This window comes from Proteus sp. G2674, assembly GCF_009915195.1.
In the GTDB taxonomy this organism is placed as follows: domain Bacteria; phylum Pseudomonadota; class Gammaproteobacteria; order Enterobacterales; family Enterobacteriaceae; genus Proteus; species Proteus mirabilis.
Map to the genome: position 1 here is coordinate 192,117 of NZ_JAABLS010000013.1, position 16,614 is coordinate 208,730.

The window sequence follows — 16,614 nt, forward strand, 5'->3', positions numbered from 1 at the left end:
AACTCTATATTAGAGAGCGACTAGTCATAACGCAATAACGAAAATAGCCCTGAAGGAAAGAGAAAGGTAAAACTGTGATCTTTAGCTACTTTCTGCTCAAGATGCTTTAAAATAGCAATAAACTTATGCTGAATGCGTCTGTTTTAACGCATTGAGAGTACGTAATTTCTGCTCTTTTACTGTTTCAGGTTTAGCCTGAACTAACAAGGTATAAAGCAAATCTAAAACAAAAAGTTGTGCTGTTTTTGTACCAATAGAATCGCCTTGTAATTTCCCTTGTCGATTACCATTAATTAAATGGTGATCTGCATATTCCATAATTTGTGAGCCTAAATTATGCGTCAATGCAATCGTGCTTGCGCCCGCTTCTTTAGCCAATTTCAATGCATGAACCGTTTCTAATGAATTACCCGAATGACTAATACCGATAGCGACATCACCAGATTTTAATAATGAGGCTTGCATATACATAAAGTGGTTATTAGTTACGGCATCAACACGATAACCAATACGCATAAGTTTATTTTTCAGATCTTCCGCAGTGATCCCCGAAGAGCCAACGCCGCAGATAAAAACATAGTTTGCTGATAATAGTGCATTGACCGCCCCTTGCACTTGTTGCATATCGAGCAAATTTAATGTTTCTGATAACACATTATTTATTGTTGCTTGCAATTTTAGGCCAATAGTATGGATATCATCTTGGTGACTGACTTCTGCATCAAGGATTGGCGATTCATCATTATCTGATGTTGCCATTTCAATCGCCAAATCCATTTTAAAGTCTTGAAAACCTTTATAACCCAATGTCCGACAAAAGCGGACAACCGTCGCTTCACCTGCTTTGGTTGCTTGAGAGAGTTGGGCAATAGATAACTGAGTCACTTCCGTAGGATGGAACAGGATATAGTCTGCAATACGTTGCGATACGCGAGTTAAACTATTTTTCATAGCGCCTAGCGTATCAAGTATTTTACCCGGCTTTAATCGAGTTGTTGCCTGTTCTGTCATGGACATTATCCTTGCTTGCAGCAAATACACGAGAATAGAATTTTGCCCACAAGAGTACCAATTCCAACAGGTTAAAAAAAGCCTTGTTAAGACAATAATGTGATAATAACAAAACGCCTTATTCTCAGTATCACTATAACTCCAACTAACTGATACATGAGAAATAAAGCGTTTTATTAAATAATAATGATTAGTGAGTTAACGCGGCAACATCTAGTTTAATAACCACTTTCTTTAATGTACTGGCCTCATTTTTCTGCGCAATACCTGGCTTATGTGGCTCATAAGGCATAAAAATGGCGAACATATTTGGTGTAAGGGATAATGTTTGACGATGTATGATGTTATCAGTCAACTGATAATCATCCGTTTCATTATAAGGTGTCACATCTTGTGCCGAACCTTGTATTCCAAAATCAATTGTCTCTTCACCTGATAGTAAGATCTGAATATCGATATAACGCTGATGCAATTCGGCTTGTTTTTGCTCACGAGGCACTGTTTCAAAAGTCATGACATTCATAAACAACGTCTCACCATCAATTTTATAGCTGCCCGGTGCAAGTGACGCGGGATCAAGTGCTAATGCTTTTTCCATTGCATGACGTAACGCTGGATTCATTTCTGGCATAGTCGCCAAATCAGATAAATGTCCAAATAACATAGATTATTCCTTCTTAGTTCTCTGATGTTTCACTGTCATCTAAGGAAAGCTGTTTTGCTGGTGCGAAAAGTGGTGCCGTAATGGTTCCTGCAATCACCACTGACATTGAACCAATGACTCCATAGAAGAAGAAGTTAAGATCACTGCCATAACGTGCAGCCAATACTGCAATAATACTCACGATGATCCCAACAACGGCGCTACCGGCATTAGCACGTTTTACAAAAATTCCCAACATAAATAGGCCTGTCATTGGTCCGCCCATAAGACCTATAAGGCTATTAAATGCATCCCAAATTTCAGCTTCATCGGATAAAACTAACCAAATTGCCGCTAAACTACTGAATATCCCTGCCACAATAATAACTAACTTTGCGACTTTCATTTTTTGTTCAGGACTAGGGGATGATTTACTAAGACGTGTATAAATATCAGAATTAAAGCAACTTGAAATACTATTTAAACTACTAGAAATACTTGATTGTGCAGCAGCAAAAATAGCTGCAATAATTAACCCTGCAATACCGATAGGCATTTCCGTCACGATAAATAGTGGTAAAATTCCCCCCGTATTAAATCCTGCGGGTAATAAGCTTGGGTTTTGTTGGTAGTAAACAAACAATGCAGAGCCGATGGCAAAAAAGAAAATAGGAATAATAGCCACTAATTTAGCGTTAGTTATCAATGTACGTTTAGTTTCTTTAATAGAATCGGTAACGATATAGCGTTGCACAACATCCTGACTAGCAGTAAATTGCTGAATATTGGCAAATAAAAACCCAATCATTAATACAGGAATAGTGCTATCTGTCCAACTCCAGCGCCATTGCGTGGTAGGAAAGAATTTATCTGCTTGTGCTGTAGTAGTAAAAATTTCGCTAATACCACCATCAACTTTAAAACAGATCATAATAAAGATCAGTACAGCACCACCAGAAAGTAATAAACCTTGAATAACATCCGTCCAAATAACGCCTTCAATGCCCCCCATCCAAGTATAAATAATGCATAATAAGCTTATTAATACGATTAACACGACCGGATCAATCCCCATAAAAGGACGTAAAGCTAGTACGGTTAAATAAGTAATAATAGCAACACGCCCAATATGGAATAACATAAATGAAAGGCTAGCAAATAAACGACTACGAACATCAAAACGAGCTTCTAGATATTCATAAGCGGAGGTGATTTTTAATTTTCTAAAAAAAGGAATATAGAAATAAAAAACTAAAGGTAAAATTGCAATAGCTAAATACTGTCCAATAATAAAGGTCCAATCAGAAGTATAAGCTTTAGCAGGAATGGACATAAATGTAATCGAGCTTAATGTGGTCGCAAATACAGACACTCCAGCTGCCCACCCAGGAACTCGCCCTCCACCACGGAAATAGTCATCCGCGGTTTTTTGACGTTTAGAAAAATAAACACCCACGAGTAACATAGCTGCCAAATAGCCAAACAGCACTGCATAGTTAATAAAACCAAAATCATGTAATTGCATTTTTTAGTCCTGCCATATGTAGGGTAAAAGGTAAGTTTTACGACAGTTTTTTTATTGCTCTCTAGACCATAGGGCTGCGCCCCATAATCCAGCATCATGATGATAGTGAGCTGATACAATCGGCACTTGTAATGCTAATGGTTGTTGTGCCATAGCAACTTGAACCAATTCGAGATAGCCGTTAGCAAGTCCCACACTGCCACCAAGCACAACACAATCAGCATCTGTTGTAGCTTTAATATTTGTGATCAAATTAGCTATGGTGTTGGCAGAGCGTTTAATAATGGTGGTAGCCTGTAAGTTTCCCTGATGAAAAGCGCTGAAAATTGCCTTAGCATCTTTACCAGCAAGTTCCCCTTCAGCCTGTGAGGCAATCGCACGCCCCGATGCGATGGCTTCAACACAACCATAGCGGCCACATCCACAACGAGGGCCTCGAGGATCAGCTAAGGTATGACCTAAATGGCCTGCAAGACCACGTTTTCCTATTAGTAGCTGCCCTTGCTGAACAATGCCTCCGCCAACGCCGGTTGAGACCGTAATAAACGCCATATCAGATATAGTGTCACGACGATGATAATACTCAGCCCATGTGGCAGCTTGAGCATCATTAAGTAACCAACAAGGTGATCCGGTAAGGGTTGATAGTGTTTCCATTAAAGGAAAATCGTTTAATCCACCTAAATTATCGGGGTTTAATGCGGTTAAAATGCCATTACAAATGATCCCTGTTGATGCAACGGCAACACTATCGGCATGGTTTTTTAATGGTGTAATAATGCTAACTAATGCTTCATAAAGTTGTGTTGGAGATGGACTTGCTGGTGTTGCTATTTGTCGATGTTGTGTCAATTGGTTATCTCGGCTAATTAATGCTGCCGAGATTTTGGTTCCTCCAATATCAATCGCTAATGTATTCATCTATCTAACTCCTGCTGCCACTTTAATGCCTGAGTAAACCACTCACAGACATGTTCAAGACGAGTTAATGCAGAGCCAACGGTGACAGCCCAAGCTCCCGCTTGCATACCCCTTGCCGCCATCATTGGTGTGTTATAACGCCCTTCCGCAATCACTCGACATCCTTGCTCTGCTAATGCGGTCACCAGTTGAAGATCGGGTAATTTTGGTATTTCCCCACCGGTATAACCTGACATCGTTGAGCCAATAAATTCAGTACCGAGTTGATGACAATACATCCCTTCATTAAAAGTGGCACAATCTGCCATCGCTAGTTTTCCTAAACGATGAACATGCTCTAGCAATGCTTTCACGGGAACTGGGCGTAGGCGATCAGTACCATCAAAAGCGATAATATCAGCACCAGCTGCGGCCAATGCTTCAATATCATTTAACCAAGGCGTGATCCTGACAGGGCTATCAGGCAAATCACGTTTTACAATTCCAATAATTGGCACATCAATAAGAGGACGTGTTGCTTTTAAATTATCAATTCCTTCAATACGTACTGCGACGGCACCTGCATTTACTGCTGCTTGAGCCATTGCGGCTACAATGTCAGGTTTATCCATTGGACTATTATCAACAGGTTGGCAAGAAACAATTAACCCACCTTTTTGTTGAATATCTTTAGTCATCTTTTCAATTAGTGCCATGTTGAACTCACTGCTCTCTTTTTTTGAAATGTAACTCCGAATTATATTATTTTACGGAGTTTTATTTCTCAATCAGAAAAACTACGATCTGTGAAGAAGATCAAACAATGACCAAATTGATATAACATGATGATAAATAAACAGAATAAAAATGGAGGCCAAATAGCCTCCATTGATTTTGTTATATTTCTCTTGAGTGATTAATTTAGTGTGTCGCTGTTTTTGCTTGCTCGACTAAATTAATTAAGCGACTTCTCATGGCGTGATTATCTTGAGCGACTTGGCTTTCTGCCCATTTTTGATCGTCAATCTTCACCACTCGTGCAGCACAATATTTAGTTTCTGGGGTTTTTGAAACAGGATCGAGATTATCTTGTGTCAGTTCGTTACATGCACCAATCCACCATTGATAAGTCATATAAATAGCTTGTTTATTAACGGTTTCGTTTAAATTACACCGTGACAGCACCTTACCTCGACGAGATGCAACCCAAACAATTTCTTGATCAGCAATACCTGCCGCTTTAGCAATATCAGGGTGAATTTGCACATACCCCGGTTCATCTGCTAATGATGCTAATGCTTTACAATTACCCGTCATTGAGCGACAAGAGTAGTGCCCTACCTCACGTACCGTTGATAAAATCATTGGATACTCTTCATCAGGCAACTCTGCGGGAGCGCGCCATGCGGTAGCAAAAAGCTGCCCTTTACCTGATGGCGTTGTAAATCGATTATCTGAATATAAATAGGGTGTTCCCGGATGATCGAGCTCAGGACAAGGCCATTGTATATGGGCTAATCCCGCTAATTTTTCATAGGTCGCACCGAAAAATAGCGGACATAATGCTCTTACCTCATGCCAAATTTCTTCATTATCTGTATAAGACATTGGATAGCCCATAGCCGTGGCTAATAAACTAATGATTTCCCAATCACGTTTAACGTTACCACGTGCTTGTACTGCCTGTTCAAAACGTTGAAAACCTCTATCAGCACAAGTAAAAATACCACCGTGCTCACCCCAACTGGTAGAAGGTAAAATGACATCTGCTTGCTCTGCCGTTTTCGTCATAAAGATATCTTGAACCACAATAAAATCGAGCGCTTGAAAACCTTTTCTAACCAGACCTAAATCTGCCTCAGTTTGAAGTGGATCTTCTCCCATGATGTAATAAGCTTTCACTTTACCTTCAATGGCTAAATGAGGGACTTCAGTAATGCGATAACCCACTTGCGGATCGAGTTTTTCAACCGGAATATGCCAAGCTTGAGCAAATTTTTGACGAATACCTTCATCTGTCACACTTTGATAGCCGGGGAACATATTGGGTAAAACCCCCATATCACAAGCACCTTGTACATTATTTTGCCCGCGAACAGGAGCAACCCCTGCATGTGGTTTACCTAAATTACCCGTCAATAACGCTAAACTCGCTAGCCCTTTCACAACATCTACCGCTTGACCAAATTGTGTTACCCCCATTCCCCACATAATGGTGGCTGTTTTTGCGGCTGCATAAGTGCGCATAGCTTGGCGGATCTCGCTTGCAGAAACCCCAACAATACGTTCTACTGCTTCAGGGCTATAATCCACCAGCTGTTTTTTATATTCTTCAAAACCTTCGGTGTAACGACTCACATATTCTTTGTCATAAAGATCTTCATCAATCAGCGTATAGGCAAATGCATTAACTAACGCCATATTGGTGCCATTCTTTAAGGGAAGATATTGATTAGCAATCTTCGCTGTTTCTATTTTACGAGGATCACAAACAATAATTTTGGCCCCTTTTTGTTTCGCTTTCACCACACGACGCGCCACAATAGGGTGAGAGTCGGCACAGTTATAACCAAACACCAACAAACAATCTGAATCTTCAATATCAGCAATGGAATTACTCATTGCCCCATTGCCTAGTGTTTCTTGTAAACCAGCAACAGAAGGGCCATGACAAACACGGGCACAGCAATCAACATTATTGTTACCCAGTACAGCACGAGCAAATTTTTGCATCACAAAATTAGTTTCGTTACCTGTACCCCGAGAGGAGCCGGTGCACATAATAGATTTAGCACCGTATTTCTCTTTAATTGCGAGTAACTTTTTAGCCGTAAACTCAATCGCTTCATCCCAACTGACAATTTCAAAATCAGCCCCTTTTTGTCGGCGGATCATCGGTTGATGAATTCTGGCTGTCAGTAATTTATTGTCATTTAAAAAATCCCATCCATAGAGACCTTTTAAACAAAGCTCGCCTTGATTGGTGACACCATTGGCACCTTCAGCTTTGATTATTCGACCATTTTCGACACAGAGATTGATTTTGCAGCCAGCGCCACAATAAGGACAGACGGAGTTGATTTTGTTCATTTGATATCCTTTCCCCTAACTAGGGAGTAAAAGAGTCATAAAGAACATCCAACTAAGCACGATTTATGCCAAGTAAAAAACCATGTAAAAATAAGTAGATAGTATTTCTGTCACTGGCTACCAAGGTTATATCGACATTTTTGTCGACAAGATTTTCTGAGCAAAAGTTATCAAAACGTTATCAAGTTTTTTAAAAAAAGGGCTTTCATTAATTTGTTTTTATGATATAACAAAATAGTTATTTGTTAGCAGTGGCATTCAATAAATCAGTGCAACAAACCAAATTCATTTCAATAAAGAGCAAAAACATGAACATTAACACTAACAATCGACTTCTAGGCCTACATCTACTCCTACTTTATTAGGGTGGCCAAGCTCGTTCATTTTTTGCTAAAGCCACCAGTAAGGTGGTTTTTTTATAACCCTGCTGGTGGAACTGTTTTTAGGGGAGTTTTTATGATGTCTCGTTCCACTACAAGGATTAAGGGTTATCACACCTTTGCAATACACTATTGTTCGGCAACCGTTTCTATCATTAACATAATGAAATCGGAGGCAAAATGAGCCAACAATGGACATCTCGTGTAGGCCATATTTTAGCAGCCGCTGGCTCTGCCATTGGTATTGGTGCAATTTGGAAGTTCTCTTATGTCGCCGCCAATAATGGGGGTGGTGCATTCCTCGTCGTCTTTCTGTTATTTAGCTTTATTATCGGATTAGCTGTTTTATTAGCTGAAAATATTTTAGGTAGTAGCACCCATGCCGAAGCCGTGAATGCCTTCAAAAAGATGATGGGACGTAATTGGGTAATTATCGGTGTCATTGGTGTATTTAGTTCATGGTGTATCTATAGCTTTTATAGTGTTGTCGGGGGGTGGACCATTGGTTACACCATTATGGCAGCTACTGGTGAATTAAATATTACTGATAGCAGTGAATTAACGGGGATCTTCACCCGTTTTATCAGTGACCCTTTATGGCCTATTCTTGCTCACTTGGTGTTTGCCGGATTAACGTGTTTTGTCGTATTAGCGGGTGTTCAACGCGGATTAGAAAAAGCCGTCAAGATCATGATGCCATTACTGTTTATTATCATGATTATTTTGATTATTGTCGGTATTAGCTTACCCGGCTCTTCAGAAGGTTTAAAATTATTCTTATATCCTGATTTTAGTAAATTAACCCCACAAGGGGTATTAGATGCGCTGGGATTAGCCTTCTTCTCGCTGTCTATCGGTTTGGGTATTCATATTACCTATAGCGCCTATTTAGCGGATAATAAGACTATTGCTAACTCTAGTATGTGGGTTGTGATCCTCTCTTGTTTAGTGTGTGTTTTAGCAGGCTTAATGATTTTCCCTGCGTTAACTGCTGCTGGATTAGAGCCAAATGCTGGCCCAGGCTTAACCTTTATGACCATGCCAGTCTATTTTGCTAACTTGCCTGGTGGCAATATCTTGGCGGTCACTTTCTTTGTCTTATTATTAATGGCGGCATTAACCTCTGCAATTTCATTACTCGAACATATCGTCGCTTATGTACAAATGCGTTTTCAGTGGACTCGCCGTAGAGCTGGCTTAGTGGTCACAGCCTCTATTATGTTAATGGGTATCCCAGTTTCATTATCATTTGGTCCTATGAGTGATGTGACTTTAGGGGGCAAAACACTCTTTGATTTATTGGATTACTTAACCTCCAATATCTTAATGCCACTGTTTGGTATTGCGATGTGTTTAATTTTTGGCTGGTCACGTAGAGCCAATGCGGTTATTCCAGACAATATTACTGGAGCAAAACGCCAATGCTTATTATTAGTTTGGCGTTATATTGGCCCTATCTGTATCGGTATAATATTGGTACATGGTTTGATTGGTTAAAAAACAAAAAGAGAGCTTCTTATTTAAGAAGCTCTCTGACTAATTATCCCCGATGTTTGGATACTTGATAACTTTATTTATTAATAGACTTATTGATAGTTTTGTTTAATTTCTTGGCTAGCCACATGCCCGCGTTTAGCTTCTTTCTCCGCAATTTCCACCGATAAACCGATATAGGCTCTTGGATCAAGCATTGCTTTAATTTCTTCTGGGCTAAATGCCGCAGAGATAACGGGATTTTTAATCAAGTTAGTATAGAAATCTTCGCCATCTGCCGCTGTTTTGATCGCCTCTTCATACAATAAAGAGTGTGCTTTATCTTTGCCTAGTTTTTCTGCCATTTTCATCATAACGTACTCCGTATTATCTAATCCTTTATTTCTCATGACGTTATGTAGCATTCTCTCTTCATGCGGTACTATTGTTCTGGAAAGCTCTTCTGTTCTTAATAGAATTTCGGTTGTCAGCTCTAATGCCTCTTCCAGTAACCCATCAAATAACATATAGGAGCTACTATCCCCTTCATAAGGTCTTACCGCAGAATACATACCCACACTGGGTAAAGAATACAGTTTTTGTGAGTTAGCGATGATCCCTTTAGCCAGTTTAGGGTTAATTTTATGTGGCATAGTGCTACTGCCAACTGTACCTTTGGTAAACCCTTCTGAAACTTCCGCAATTTCCTCAAGTGTCGTACTATAAACTTCTTCACCAATTTTATGGCAGATATTAGCCATCAATGCCAAATTAGCCATATACTCTAATTTATGTGTACTAAGGTTACGAGAAGGCACCTCCATCGCTTCCATGCCAACTAATTCAGCCACACGTTTTTGCACCTTCATACCCACTTCTGGCATTGAGTTAAATGCACCCACAGCACCGCCCATCATGATAGTAAAGACGCGTTTTTCACACTCTCTCATGCGCTGATAACAGTCGATAAAATCACTGATCCAGACCGATACTTTATAGCCGTAAGTAATAGGAATAGCATGGCGGCCATGTGTTCTACCGGGCATAACCATATGTTTGGTTTTTTCTGCCAAGTTAGCTAAATTTTCGATGATCTCCCCAAGTAGCAACATAAATTTATGGTGCACTGTCTTCATCATATAAAGCTGTGAACTTTGCTGAATATTCTGCGTGGTAATGCCGTAGTGCACATATTTACCACTCTCTTGGGAACATGCCTTAACTAACACTTTTAAAAAGGGCACGAAACCATGACCGATTTTTTGGTAAATGCGGTTCATTTCTTCAAAATCGATATTCTCAATAACCGCTTTTTCTTTAATTTCATCAGCCGCTGACTGTGGAATAAAACCGTGTTCAGCTTGAGCTTGAGCGAGCATCGCCTCAAACATCAACCAAGTTGAATATTTAGCTTCATTGGATAACAGCGCTTTAATACCGCGATCATCGATTGTTTTACTTTTAGAATCGTATAACGCTCTCATTTTGTATCCTTTGTTATTTCTTCATTGCTTCATCAACAGCATTGCGAACAAACTCAACTTTTGGCCCATAAACAATATGGACATGGTTCGCTGCAGGAATAAAGAATGCTGTACAACCTGATTCCAACATTAACTCTTTATCAATTTGATTTACTTCACCGATATCGACACGGAGTCTAGTAATACAGTTATCAACGTTACGAATATTTTGTTTTCCGCCTAAAGCGCGAATTAAGATCTCCGCAATTTCGCCATAACGCTTCTCTTTAATAAGCGTATTTTTCATATTGCTTGATTCTTCACGACCCGGTGTTTTGATATCAAACTTAATAATGGCCCAGTAGAAAATGAAGTAAGTGACAACCGCCAGACCTAAACCAATAATCACTAAGTAGATCCAGTTGGTATGTTCATAGAGCAGACCAAAGATGGTGAAGTCAAATACCGTACCTCGGATATAGCCAATCGCCACGCCAGCAAAAGAGAGTAAAACCGCACCAATACCAACAATAATGGCGTAAATCAGATATAAAAGTGGCGCAATAAACACAAAGGTAAATTCAAGTGGCTCAGTGACGTTACCTAACATGGCGGTTAATACCATGGTCACCAACATAGATTTAACTTCTGCGCGATTCTCTTTTTTCGACGTTCTATAAATTGCTAAGGCAATTGCTGGGAATAAGAACAGAGTGACCAGCATTTGTTGTTGTGCCATAAAACGCGTTAAGCTTGGCATCATTGACCAATATTCACTACTTGGCCCTTGGTTAAACAACACTTCTGTCATGGCAGGAACAACACCCACATAGGTTTGTCCATCAATAACGTAAGAGCCACCTGCTTCGGTAAATCTAAACAACACGTTCCATACATGGTGTAAACCAAATGGAATAAACAGTCGCTCTCCCCCTGCTGTAAAGAATGGTCCGACAGGACTCAGGAAGACCGCGGAAAGTTTTGTTAATCCCATCACCAAGACTTCCCAGATAAAGGGTAGTAATGCCCCTACGCCAATCATTAATCCCACCATAATAATGGCAACGGATTTTTTACCGGAGAAGAAGGCAAAAGCGGTAGGAAGTTCAAGGTTATAGAATTTATCTGTCGCCCAAGCGGCAATTAATCCGGTGATAATCCCCCCTGCGGCACTGATATTCATGGTTTGAATACCTAACACCTTGATCTGCCCCACTTGAGTCATTACGGCAGGATCAGCGAGTTTCCCCGTCAAAACGAGCCAAATATTAATGGTGCTAATCAAGGTTAAATAGCCGACAACGGAGGCAAACACGGCGATCCCCTTGTCTTTATGGCTCATACCATAAGCCACACCCATAGCAAATAGCAGTGGAATATTATCAAACACGACCCCTGCAATAGAACGGATGCTCACTAATAATGCATTGACTGTTTCATTCCCCAGGAAAGGAAAGCGTGCAATCATATAAGACTGAACTAAAGCGCCACTGATACCCAGTATCATACCGATAGGCGCTAAAACACCGATTGGCAGGAGTAGGGTCCTACCAAAGCGCTGTATGGATTCGCTGAATTTTTTCTTGGCCATATTTTTTCCTTATGACTTCTCGAATATAGAAAAATGACAAAAGTACTCTAGCATTGAGTTATCTATAAAATGAATGGCGGGCTAGTTTTAAATATTATCTTAGGTCATTTATTATGACCTAGGTCTTTTAAATTAAAAAATAATTTAATAAATAATAAATTTTTGAAGATAGAATGTTCTATTATTAATAAATAGCCCATTAAAGAGATATTGAACAAATTGAAAATAAAGGTGTTTTTAAAATAAATTGTTATTTTAGCTTAAAATACATTAAATTTATTAATATAGTAAAGAATAAGGCCGTGAAAAAGTTAATCTTGAAGAGATAATTCTGAGACTAAAAAATAATGTTTAAAGTAGGTTTTCTATTTCATTTATTAACAAATCAACCAAAATAAAAAAACCAATTCGTGACTTGGTATCATCTTTTTTCGTATCATGATTATCCGCGAAACAAAATAGCGTATGCGTCGCATAACTGGTTAACTCATTGGTATTAAAGGCTGTCATACTGATAATGTTTGCCTCTTTTAACTGCACAATTTTTGCCGTTTCAATGATCTTTTTAGTTCCCCCTGAAAGAGAGATAAAAATAACCGTGTCAATCGGTAAGATACTTTAATACTTTCTTTTCACTGACGGTTAAATTGTCATAATTTTTTAAAAAATCCAGCATATCTCACCTAATCAATTAATAATCATGATAAAACAATCAGTTAAGCATATTACACTCTACTGCATAATATGCTTAATCACAAAGGTGATCCATTGCGCTATTGAGTTAAAAACAGATGCGCATTATCTCAATTAAGCCTTAATCACTTTGACTGTTGCATCAATATCGACTTCATCATCAGTAAAGGTTAATACTTTGCCGTGATAAGTAATGATATCAATTTTTTTCAAAGTACGCGTTTGATCTGCTGCCGACTCAGATTTAGGCTTAATACTGTTCATTAGCATACCAACCGATAAGATTGTATTTTCTTTATCAATATGCGTTTTAACGGGTACTTGTTCGCTATAAACACGATAAGACTTAATTGACGTTAACTTAACGCGCTCTCCGGCAATAAAGATATATTTACTGTCTGGGATCACTTTTACTGCATAGGCTGATAACCCTTTCATATTGGTCGTGGGTTCAAACGTAACTATTGCATCTTTTTTAATAAGATCAGGGTTGGCAACCTTAATCACATGAAAATAGCGATTATCCCCATTTTCATCTTTGATAAATCCAAAACCTTTATCTTCAAACCATTTTGTGATTGTTCCATTCATTGCCATTACCGCCTACATGATCATTATTACTCAATTTTCTCTATGCAGTATAAAGCACAATCTGCATTCAGACTATGCCTTTGCCTATTAGTCTTTAAATTGAGTCACTAAGCATATTGTGGTTTAAGTCGCCAATCGGCTGAAATTTAGCTATGATCAGTGCACTTTTGTGATCAGGATAATTTGATGTCGACGATTATTGATACCTTTATTGCCCCCATTTGCCATGACAAGATTGAGTATCTTTATCAAGATGAACATCTACTGGTAATAAACAAACCATCAGGTTTACTAAGCCTTTCAGGTAAAAACCCGCAAAATATCGATTCTGTTCATTATCGCTTAGTACCATTGTTTCCCGAGTGCACCTTAGTTCATCGTTTAGACTTTGGCACATCGGGGGTGATGGTTATTGCCCTGAATAAAGCGATTAACCGTGCACTTTGTCAACAATTTAGCCAGCGCACCGTCACTAAAGCTTATGACGCCCTATTATGTGGCCATTTGCAACATGATAGTGGTGTTATAGAAGCGCCTATCGCGAAAGATCCACAACACTTTCCACGTATGTCGATTAGCATCACACAAGGCAAAGCTGCGCGCTCTTACTATCAAGTTATCGAACGGTTTTATCAGACTCTTGCTGATGGCGCCCGATTACCTTTAACGCGCGTGCGACTCACACCGGAAACAGGCAGAACGCATCAATTGCGTATCCATTGCCAATATTTAGGGCACCCTATTTTAGGGTGTGATTTGTATGGTGGCCTATTATTATCAGGAACAGAGCATACCCCACGGCTAATGTTGCATGCCTGTGAGTTACATTTTATTCACCCTATTAGTGAGCAACCGATGGATATTTATCTACCTTCGCCGTTTTAATATCAAGCCACCCTTAAAATCACCACATTAAATCGTCTGGTACTTTAAAATCAGCATAAGGATCATCTTCGTCTTGTTCTGCTTGGCTTAATGTGTTGTTTAATAAGATACAATCTGCATCTCTTTGCATGATTTTATCTGCCACACTTGCAGGAATAATGGTATATTCACTGTTTCCGGCGCTATCAATCACTAAACGTGCAATAGCTAAACGACCATTAATTAATTGAGATTGTGTTACTTTATCCACCTCAAGCGTTTTAATCACATTATTATCGGTAAATTTAAAATCAATATCGCCCTTGGCAGGGGTAATTCTATTCATCTCAATAAGTTGTTTAACTTGCGCTTTATACTCTTTTAATAAGGTTGCTTGTTTTTGCTGTTCACTAAGTTGTTTATCACGCTCAAGCTGTAAACGTTTCTTTTCTTCTACAGCCTCTTTTGCTTCTCTGGCCTGAACGCGCGATTTTTTCGCCGTTCTTTGTACTTTAGCCATTTTCTTATTTGTCACTAATCCCGCTTTTAGCATCTGCTCTTGTAAGGTAAGTTTTGCCATTTTTATGCCTAATTTTGCTCAATAATGCCCGAAATTATACCTGTAATTTTTAAGACTGCATCTCGTTACAACAACGCAAATTATCATAATAACACTCATCACCATATCGATGTTATTTGCTGAGTAAGCGTTGTGTTAATCACATTGGCTCCCTTAATGCATTAGGGTATATTGAGAAGTAACCAAAAAAACTTTCTCTATCATTTATAACAGGCAAAATAAACCATGGCTGTGATCCCCAAAAACTATGCAAAACTAGAAAGCGGTTACCGCGAAAAGGCGCTAAAACTCTACCCTTGGGTTTGTGGACGTTGTGCTCGTGAATTTGTCTATTCAAATCTGCGTGAATTAACCGTTCATCATATTGATCACGACCACACCAATAATCCCGAAGATGGCAGTAACTGGGAGTTACTGTGTCTGTATTGTCATGATCATGAGCACTCAAAATACACAGAAGCAGAAGAGTACGGCTCTACCGTTGTAGCAGGGGAAGATGCCCAAGATGATGTTGGGCAAGCAACCTATAACCCCTTTGCTGATTTAAAAGCGATGCTGAATAAGAAAAAGTGATCTAATCGTTATCGCGAATGAGAAATAAATCAGATAGTGCAGTGTGTTAATCTATTATAGAACGTTAATACACTGCCAATAATTCATATCCCCCGCTACTCTATATATTAGTAAAACTATTATTTTTACCTTGTAAACAACTGGCTATCGCGCTATCAGAAATGTTGAAATGGTTTAAATTTAATATAGCCAATTAAAAAAAATATTATTTTTTCAATAGTTTTTATTGTTTCTATGTGTAGTTAAAATGAGTTCCTCTCACTATAAAACCCCCTCAAATTGATTATATAACTCATAAATACGAAATATTTGAAATATTATTTCGAGTAAAGCAATTATTTTAGATTAATAATCTAGACCAATAATAACAATAAAAAGAAAAATGGTGAAACCTTTATAAAAAAAGAATTAATATCATTAAATATCAAATAGTTAAAATCTTTTTCATTTATTCTATAAACTTTGTTACAAAATATATTTTTATGTACATAGTGTTTACTGGGCTGCGAGCCATTTGTCTATTTCTTCATCATATTTTATGCTGATAAACACTTTTTATGATTATTTTTTCAGCATAATATATCGATATTTCAACCAGTTTACGCTAAGTGACTTATCCTAGAGAGATACAACAGCAAGGGGCGGTTTACAGCTTATTGATAAGCTTTTATGATTCTTTAATCAAGTCTTACCGTGCGCACTGGCTAAGATGACGGACATAACTAACGGATTGTTTTTAAGACAATCATTTAATTTAATTTGTCATTTTTAATAAAAGGATCTCATTATGCCAACTCCTTGCTATATTTCCATTGAAGGAAAAACTCAGGGCAACATCACTGCAGGCGCGTTTACTGCAGATTCTGTCGGCAACATTTATGTACAAGGTCATGAAGACCAAATGTTGGTACAAGCATTTTCTCATGTGGTGACAGTACCGACCGATCCGCAATCAGGACAACCTTCCGGCCAACGTGCGCATAAACCATTTCGTTTTACCGTGGCATTAAATAAAGCAGTTCCCCTGCTATATAACGCATTGGCTTCCGGCGAAATGTTGCCAAAAGTTGAGCTAAAATGGTATCGCACCTCGGTAGAAGGTAAACAAGAGCACTTCTTTACCACGACACTGACTGACGCGACTATCGTGAACATCGATTGCCAAATGCCTCATTGCCAAGATCCGGCTAAAGCCGACTTCACGCAACTTATCGAAGTCTCCCTCTCTTACCGCAAA

14 protein-coding genes and 1 pseudogene are annotated in these 16,614 nt (G+C 38.8%); 4 read left to right on the forward strand and 11 right to left on the reverse strand.

Annotated features, from left to right (window positions below):
* Nucleotides 1-123 precede the first annotated feature (123 nt).
* The 6 genes from GWI58_RS06100 to fdhF all read right to left on the reverse strand — a co-directional run bounded on the left by GWI58_RS06100 (nucleotide 124) and on the right by fdhF (nucleotide 7,169).
* Nucleotides 124-1,011 carry a MurR/RpiR family transcriptional regulator gene (locus GWI58_RS06100; RefSeq protein ID WP_004246688.1) on the reverse strand — a complete coding sequence of 296 codons (888 nt, stop codon included), beginning with the start codon at nucleotides 1,009-1,011 and terminating at the stop codon, nucleotides 124-126.
* 190 nt (nucleotides 1,012-1,201) lie between these two features.
* A complete protein-coding gene (nanQ, locus tag GWI58_RS06105) occupies nucleotides 1,202-1,675 on the reverse strand; it encodes an N-acetylneuraminate anomerase (RefSeq protein ID WP_004246687.1) in 474 nt (157 codons plus the stop codon).
* A gap of 13 nt (nucleotides 1,676-1,688) precedes the next feature.
* Entirely contained in the window at nucleotides 1,689-3,179 is a 1,491-nt protein-coding gene (locus GWI58_RS06110; protein WP_004246686.1) for a sodium:solute symporter, read from the reverse strand.
* A 51-nt stretch (nucleotides 3,180-3,230) separates the two neighbouring features.
* Nucleotides 3,231-4,100: an N-acetylmannosamine kinase gene (gene nanK / locus GWI58_RS06115; RefSeq protein WP_004246685.1), complete on the reverse strand. Its 870-nt coding sequence runs from the start codon at nucleotides 4,098-4,100 to the stop codon at nucleotides 3,231-3,233.
* On the reverse strand, nucleotides 4,097-4,795 hold the full coding sequence (locus GWI58_RS06120; RefSeq protein ID WP_004246683.1) for an N-acetylmannosamine-6-phosphate 2-epimerase: 699 nt from the start codon (nucleotides 4,793-4,795) through the stop codon (nucleotides 4,097-4,099). The genes nanK and GWI58_RS06120 overlap by 4 nt, the downstream gene beginning before the upstream one ends.
* A gap of 205 nt (nucleotides 4,796-5,000) precedes the next feature.
* Nucleotides 5,001-7,169 (reverse strand): formate dehydrogenase subunit alpha, encoded by a 2,169-nt coding sequence (gene fdhF, locus GWI58_RS06125; protein ID WP_004249015.1) that lies wholly within the window; start codon nucleotides 7,167-7,169, stop codon nucleotides 5,001-5,003.
* 560 nt (nucleotides 7,170-7,729) lie between these two features.
* On the opposite strand from fdhF, the gene GWI58_RS06130 reads away from it, so the two are divergent.
* The gene (locus tag GWI58_RS06130) at nucleotides 7,730-9,046 is read left to right on the forward strand and encodes a sodium-dependent transporter (RefSeq protein WP_004246681.1); all 1,317 of its coding nucleotides are present in this window, start codon (nucleotides 7,730-7,732) and stop codon (nucleotides 9,044-9,046) included.
* Nucleotides 9,047-9,135: 89 nt separating this feature from the next.
* Here the strand turns inward: GWI58_RS06130 and GWI58_RS06135 are convergent, their stop codons facing one another.
* The 4 genes and pseudogenes from GWI58_RS06135 to GWI58_RS06150 all read right to left on the reverse strand — a co-directional run bounded on the left by GWI58_RS06135 (nucleotide 9,136) and on the right by GWI58_RS06150 (nucleotide 13,360).
* Nucleotides 9,136-10,506, reverse strand: coding sequence for a class-II fumarase/aspartase family protein (locus GWI58_RS06135; protein ID WP_004246680.1), 1,371 nt, complete (start codon nucleotides 10,504-10,506; stop codon nucleotides 9,136-9,138).
* A gap of 13 nt (nucleotides 10,507-10,519) precedes the next feature.
* Nucleotides 10,520-12,076 (reverse strand): PTS transporter subunit EIIC, encoded by a 1,557-nt coding sequence (locus tag GWI58_RS06140; RefSeq protein ID WP_004246679.1) that lies wholly within the window; start codon nucleotides 12,074-12,076, stop codon nucleotides 10,520-10,522.
* Nucleotides 12,077-12,427: 351 nt separating this feature from the next.
* Nucleotides 12,428-12,679: pseudogene (locus tag GWI58_RS06145) on the reverse strand (SIS domain-containing protein); the annotation flags it as partial.
* A 204-nt stretch (nucleotides 12,680-12,883) separates the two neighbouring features.
* Nucleotides 12,884-13,360: a cold-shock protein gene (locus GWI58_RS06150; RefSeq protein ID WP_004249014.1), complete on the reverse strand. Its 477-nt coding sequence runs from the start codon at nucleotides 13,358-13,360 to the stop codon at nucleotides 12,884-12,886.
* 186 nt (nucleotides 13,361-13,546) lie between these two features.
* Here GWI58_RS06150 and GWI58_RS06155 point away from each other — a divergent pair, with 186 nt between their 5' ends.
* On the forward strand, nucleotides 13,547-14,245 hold the full coding sequence (locus GWI58_RS06155) for an RluA family pseudouridine synthase (RefSeq protein WP_161769001.1): 699 nt from the start codon (nucleotides 13,547-13,549) through the stop codon (nucleotides 14,243-14,245).
* A 19-nt stretch (nucleotides 14,246-14,264) separates the two neighbouring features.
* Here the strand turns inward: GWI58_RS06155 and GWI58_RS06160 are convergent, their stop codons facing one another.
* The gene (locus GWI58_RS06160) at nucleotides 14,265-14,804 is read right to left on the reverse strand and encodes a DUF2058 domain-containing protein (RefSeq protein WP_094959526.1); all 540 of its coding nucleotides are present in this window, start codon (nucleotides 14,802-14,804) and stop codon (nucleotides 14,265-14,267) included.
* 225 nt (nucleotides 14,805-15,029) lie between these two features.
* Between GWI58_RS06160 and yajD the strand changes: the two genes are divergently transcribed.
* Both yajD and GWI58_RS06170 read left to right on the forward strand, forming a co-directional pair.
* The gene (gene yajD / locus GWI58_RS06165) at nucleotides 15,030-15,377 is read left to right on the forward strand and encodes an HNH nuclease YajD (RefSeq protein WP_004246674.1); all 348 of its coding nucleotides are present in this window, start codon (nucleotides 15,030-15,032) and stop codon (nucleotides 15,375-15,377) included.
* 787 nt (nucleotides 15,378-16,164) lie between these two features.
* A partial coding sequence (locus GWI58_RS06170; protein WP_049255377.1) for an Hcp family type VI secretion system effector occupies nucleotides 16,165-16,614 on the forward strand: 450 nt, incomplete at its 3' end.

Excerpts from the sequence above, each read along its gene's own strand:
- GWI58_RS06100 (WP_004246688.1), bottom strand. The coding sequence starts at position 1,011 with ATGACAGAACAGGCAACAACTCGATTAAAGCCGGGTAAAATACTTGAT.
- nanQ (WP_004246687.1), bottom strand. The coding sequence starts at position 1,675 with ATGTTATTTGGACATTTATCTGATTTGGCGACTATGCCAGAAATGAAT.
- GWI58_RS06110 (WP_004246686.1), bottom strand. The coding sequence starts at position 3,179 with ATGCAATTACATGATTTTGGTTTTATTAACTATGCAGTGCTGTTTGGC.
- nanK (WP_004246685.1), bottom strand. The coding sequence starts at position 4,100 with ATGAATACATTAGCGATTGATATTGGAGGAACCAAAATCTCGGCAGCA.
- GWI58_RS06120 (WP_004246683.1), bottom strand. The coding sequence starts at position 4,795 with ATGGCACTAATTGAAAAGATGACTAAAGATATTCAACAAAAAGGTGGG.
- fdhF (WP_004249015.1), bottom strand. The coding sequence starts at position 7,169 with ATGAACAAAATCAACTCCGTCTGTCCTTATTGTGGCGCTGGCTGCAAA.
- GWI58_RS06130 (WP_004246681.1), top strand. The coding sequence starts at position 7,730 with ATGAGCCAACAATGGACATCTCGTGTAGGCCATATTTTAGCAGCCGCT.
- GWI58_RS06135 (WP_004246680.1), bottom strand. The coding sequence starts at position 10,506 with ATGAGAGCGTTATACGATTCTAAAAGTAAAACAATCGATGATCGCGGT.
- GWI58_RS06140 (WP_004246679.1), bottom strand. The coding sequence starts at position 12,076 with ATGGCCAAGAAAAAATTCAGCGAATCCATACAGCGCTTTGGTAGGACC.
- GWI58_RS06150 (WP_004249014.1), bottom strand. The coding sequence starts at position 13,360 with ATGAATGGAACAATCACAAAATGGTTTGAAGATAAAGGTTTTGGATTT.
- GWI58_RS06155 (WP_161769001.1), top strand. The coding sequence starts at position 13,547 with ATGTCGACGATTATTGATACCTTTATTGCCCCCATTTGCCATGACAAG.
- GWI58_RS06160 (WP_094959526.1), bottom strand. The coding sequence starts at position 14,804 with ATGGCAAAACTTACCTTACAAGAGCAGATGCTAAAAGCGGGATTAGTG.
- yajD (WP_004246674.1), top strand. The coding sequence starts at position 15,030 with ATGGCTGTGATCCCCAAAAACTATGCAAAACTAGAAAGCGGTTACCGC.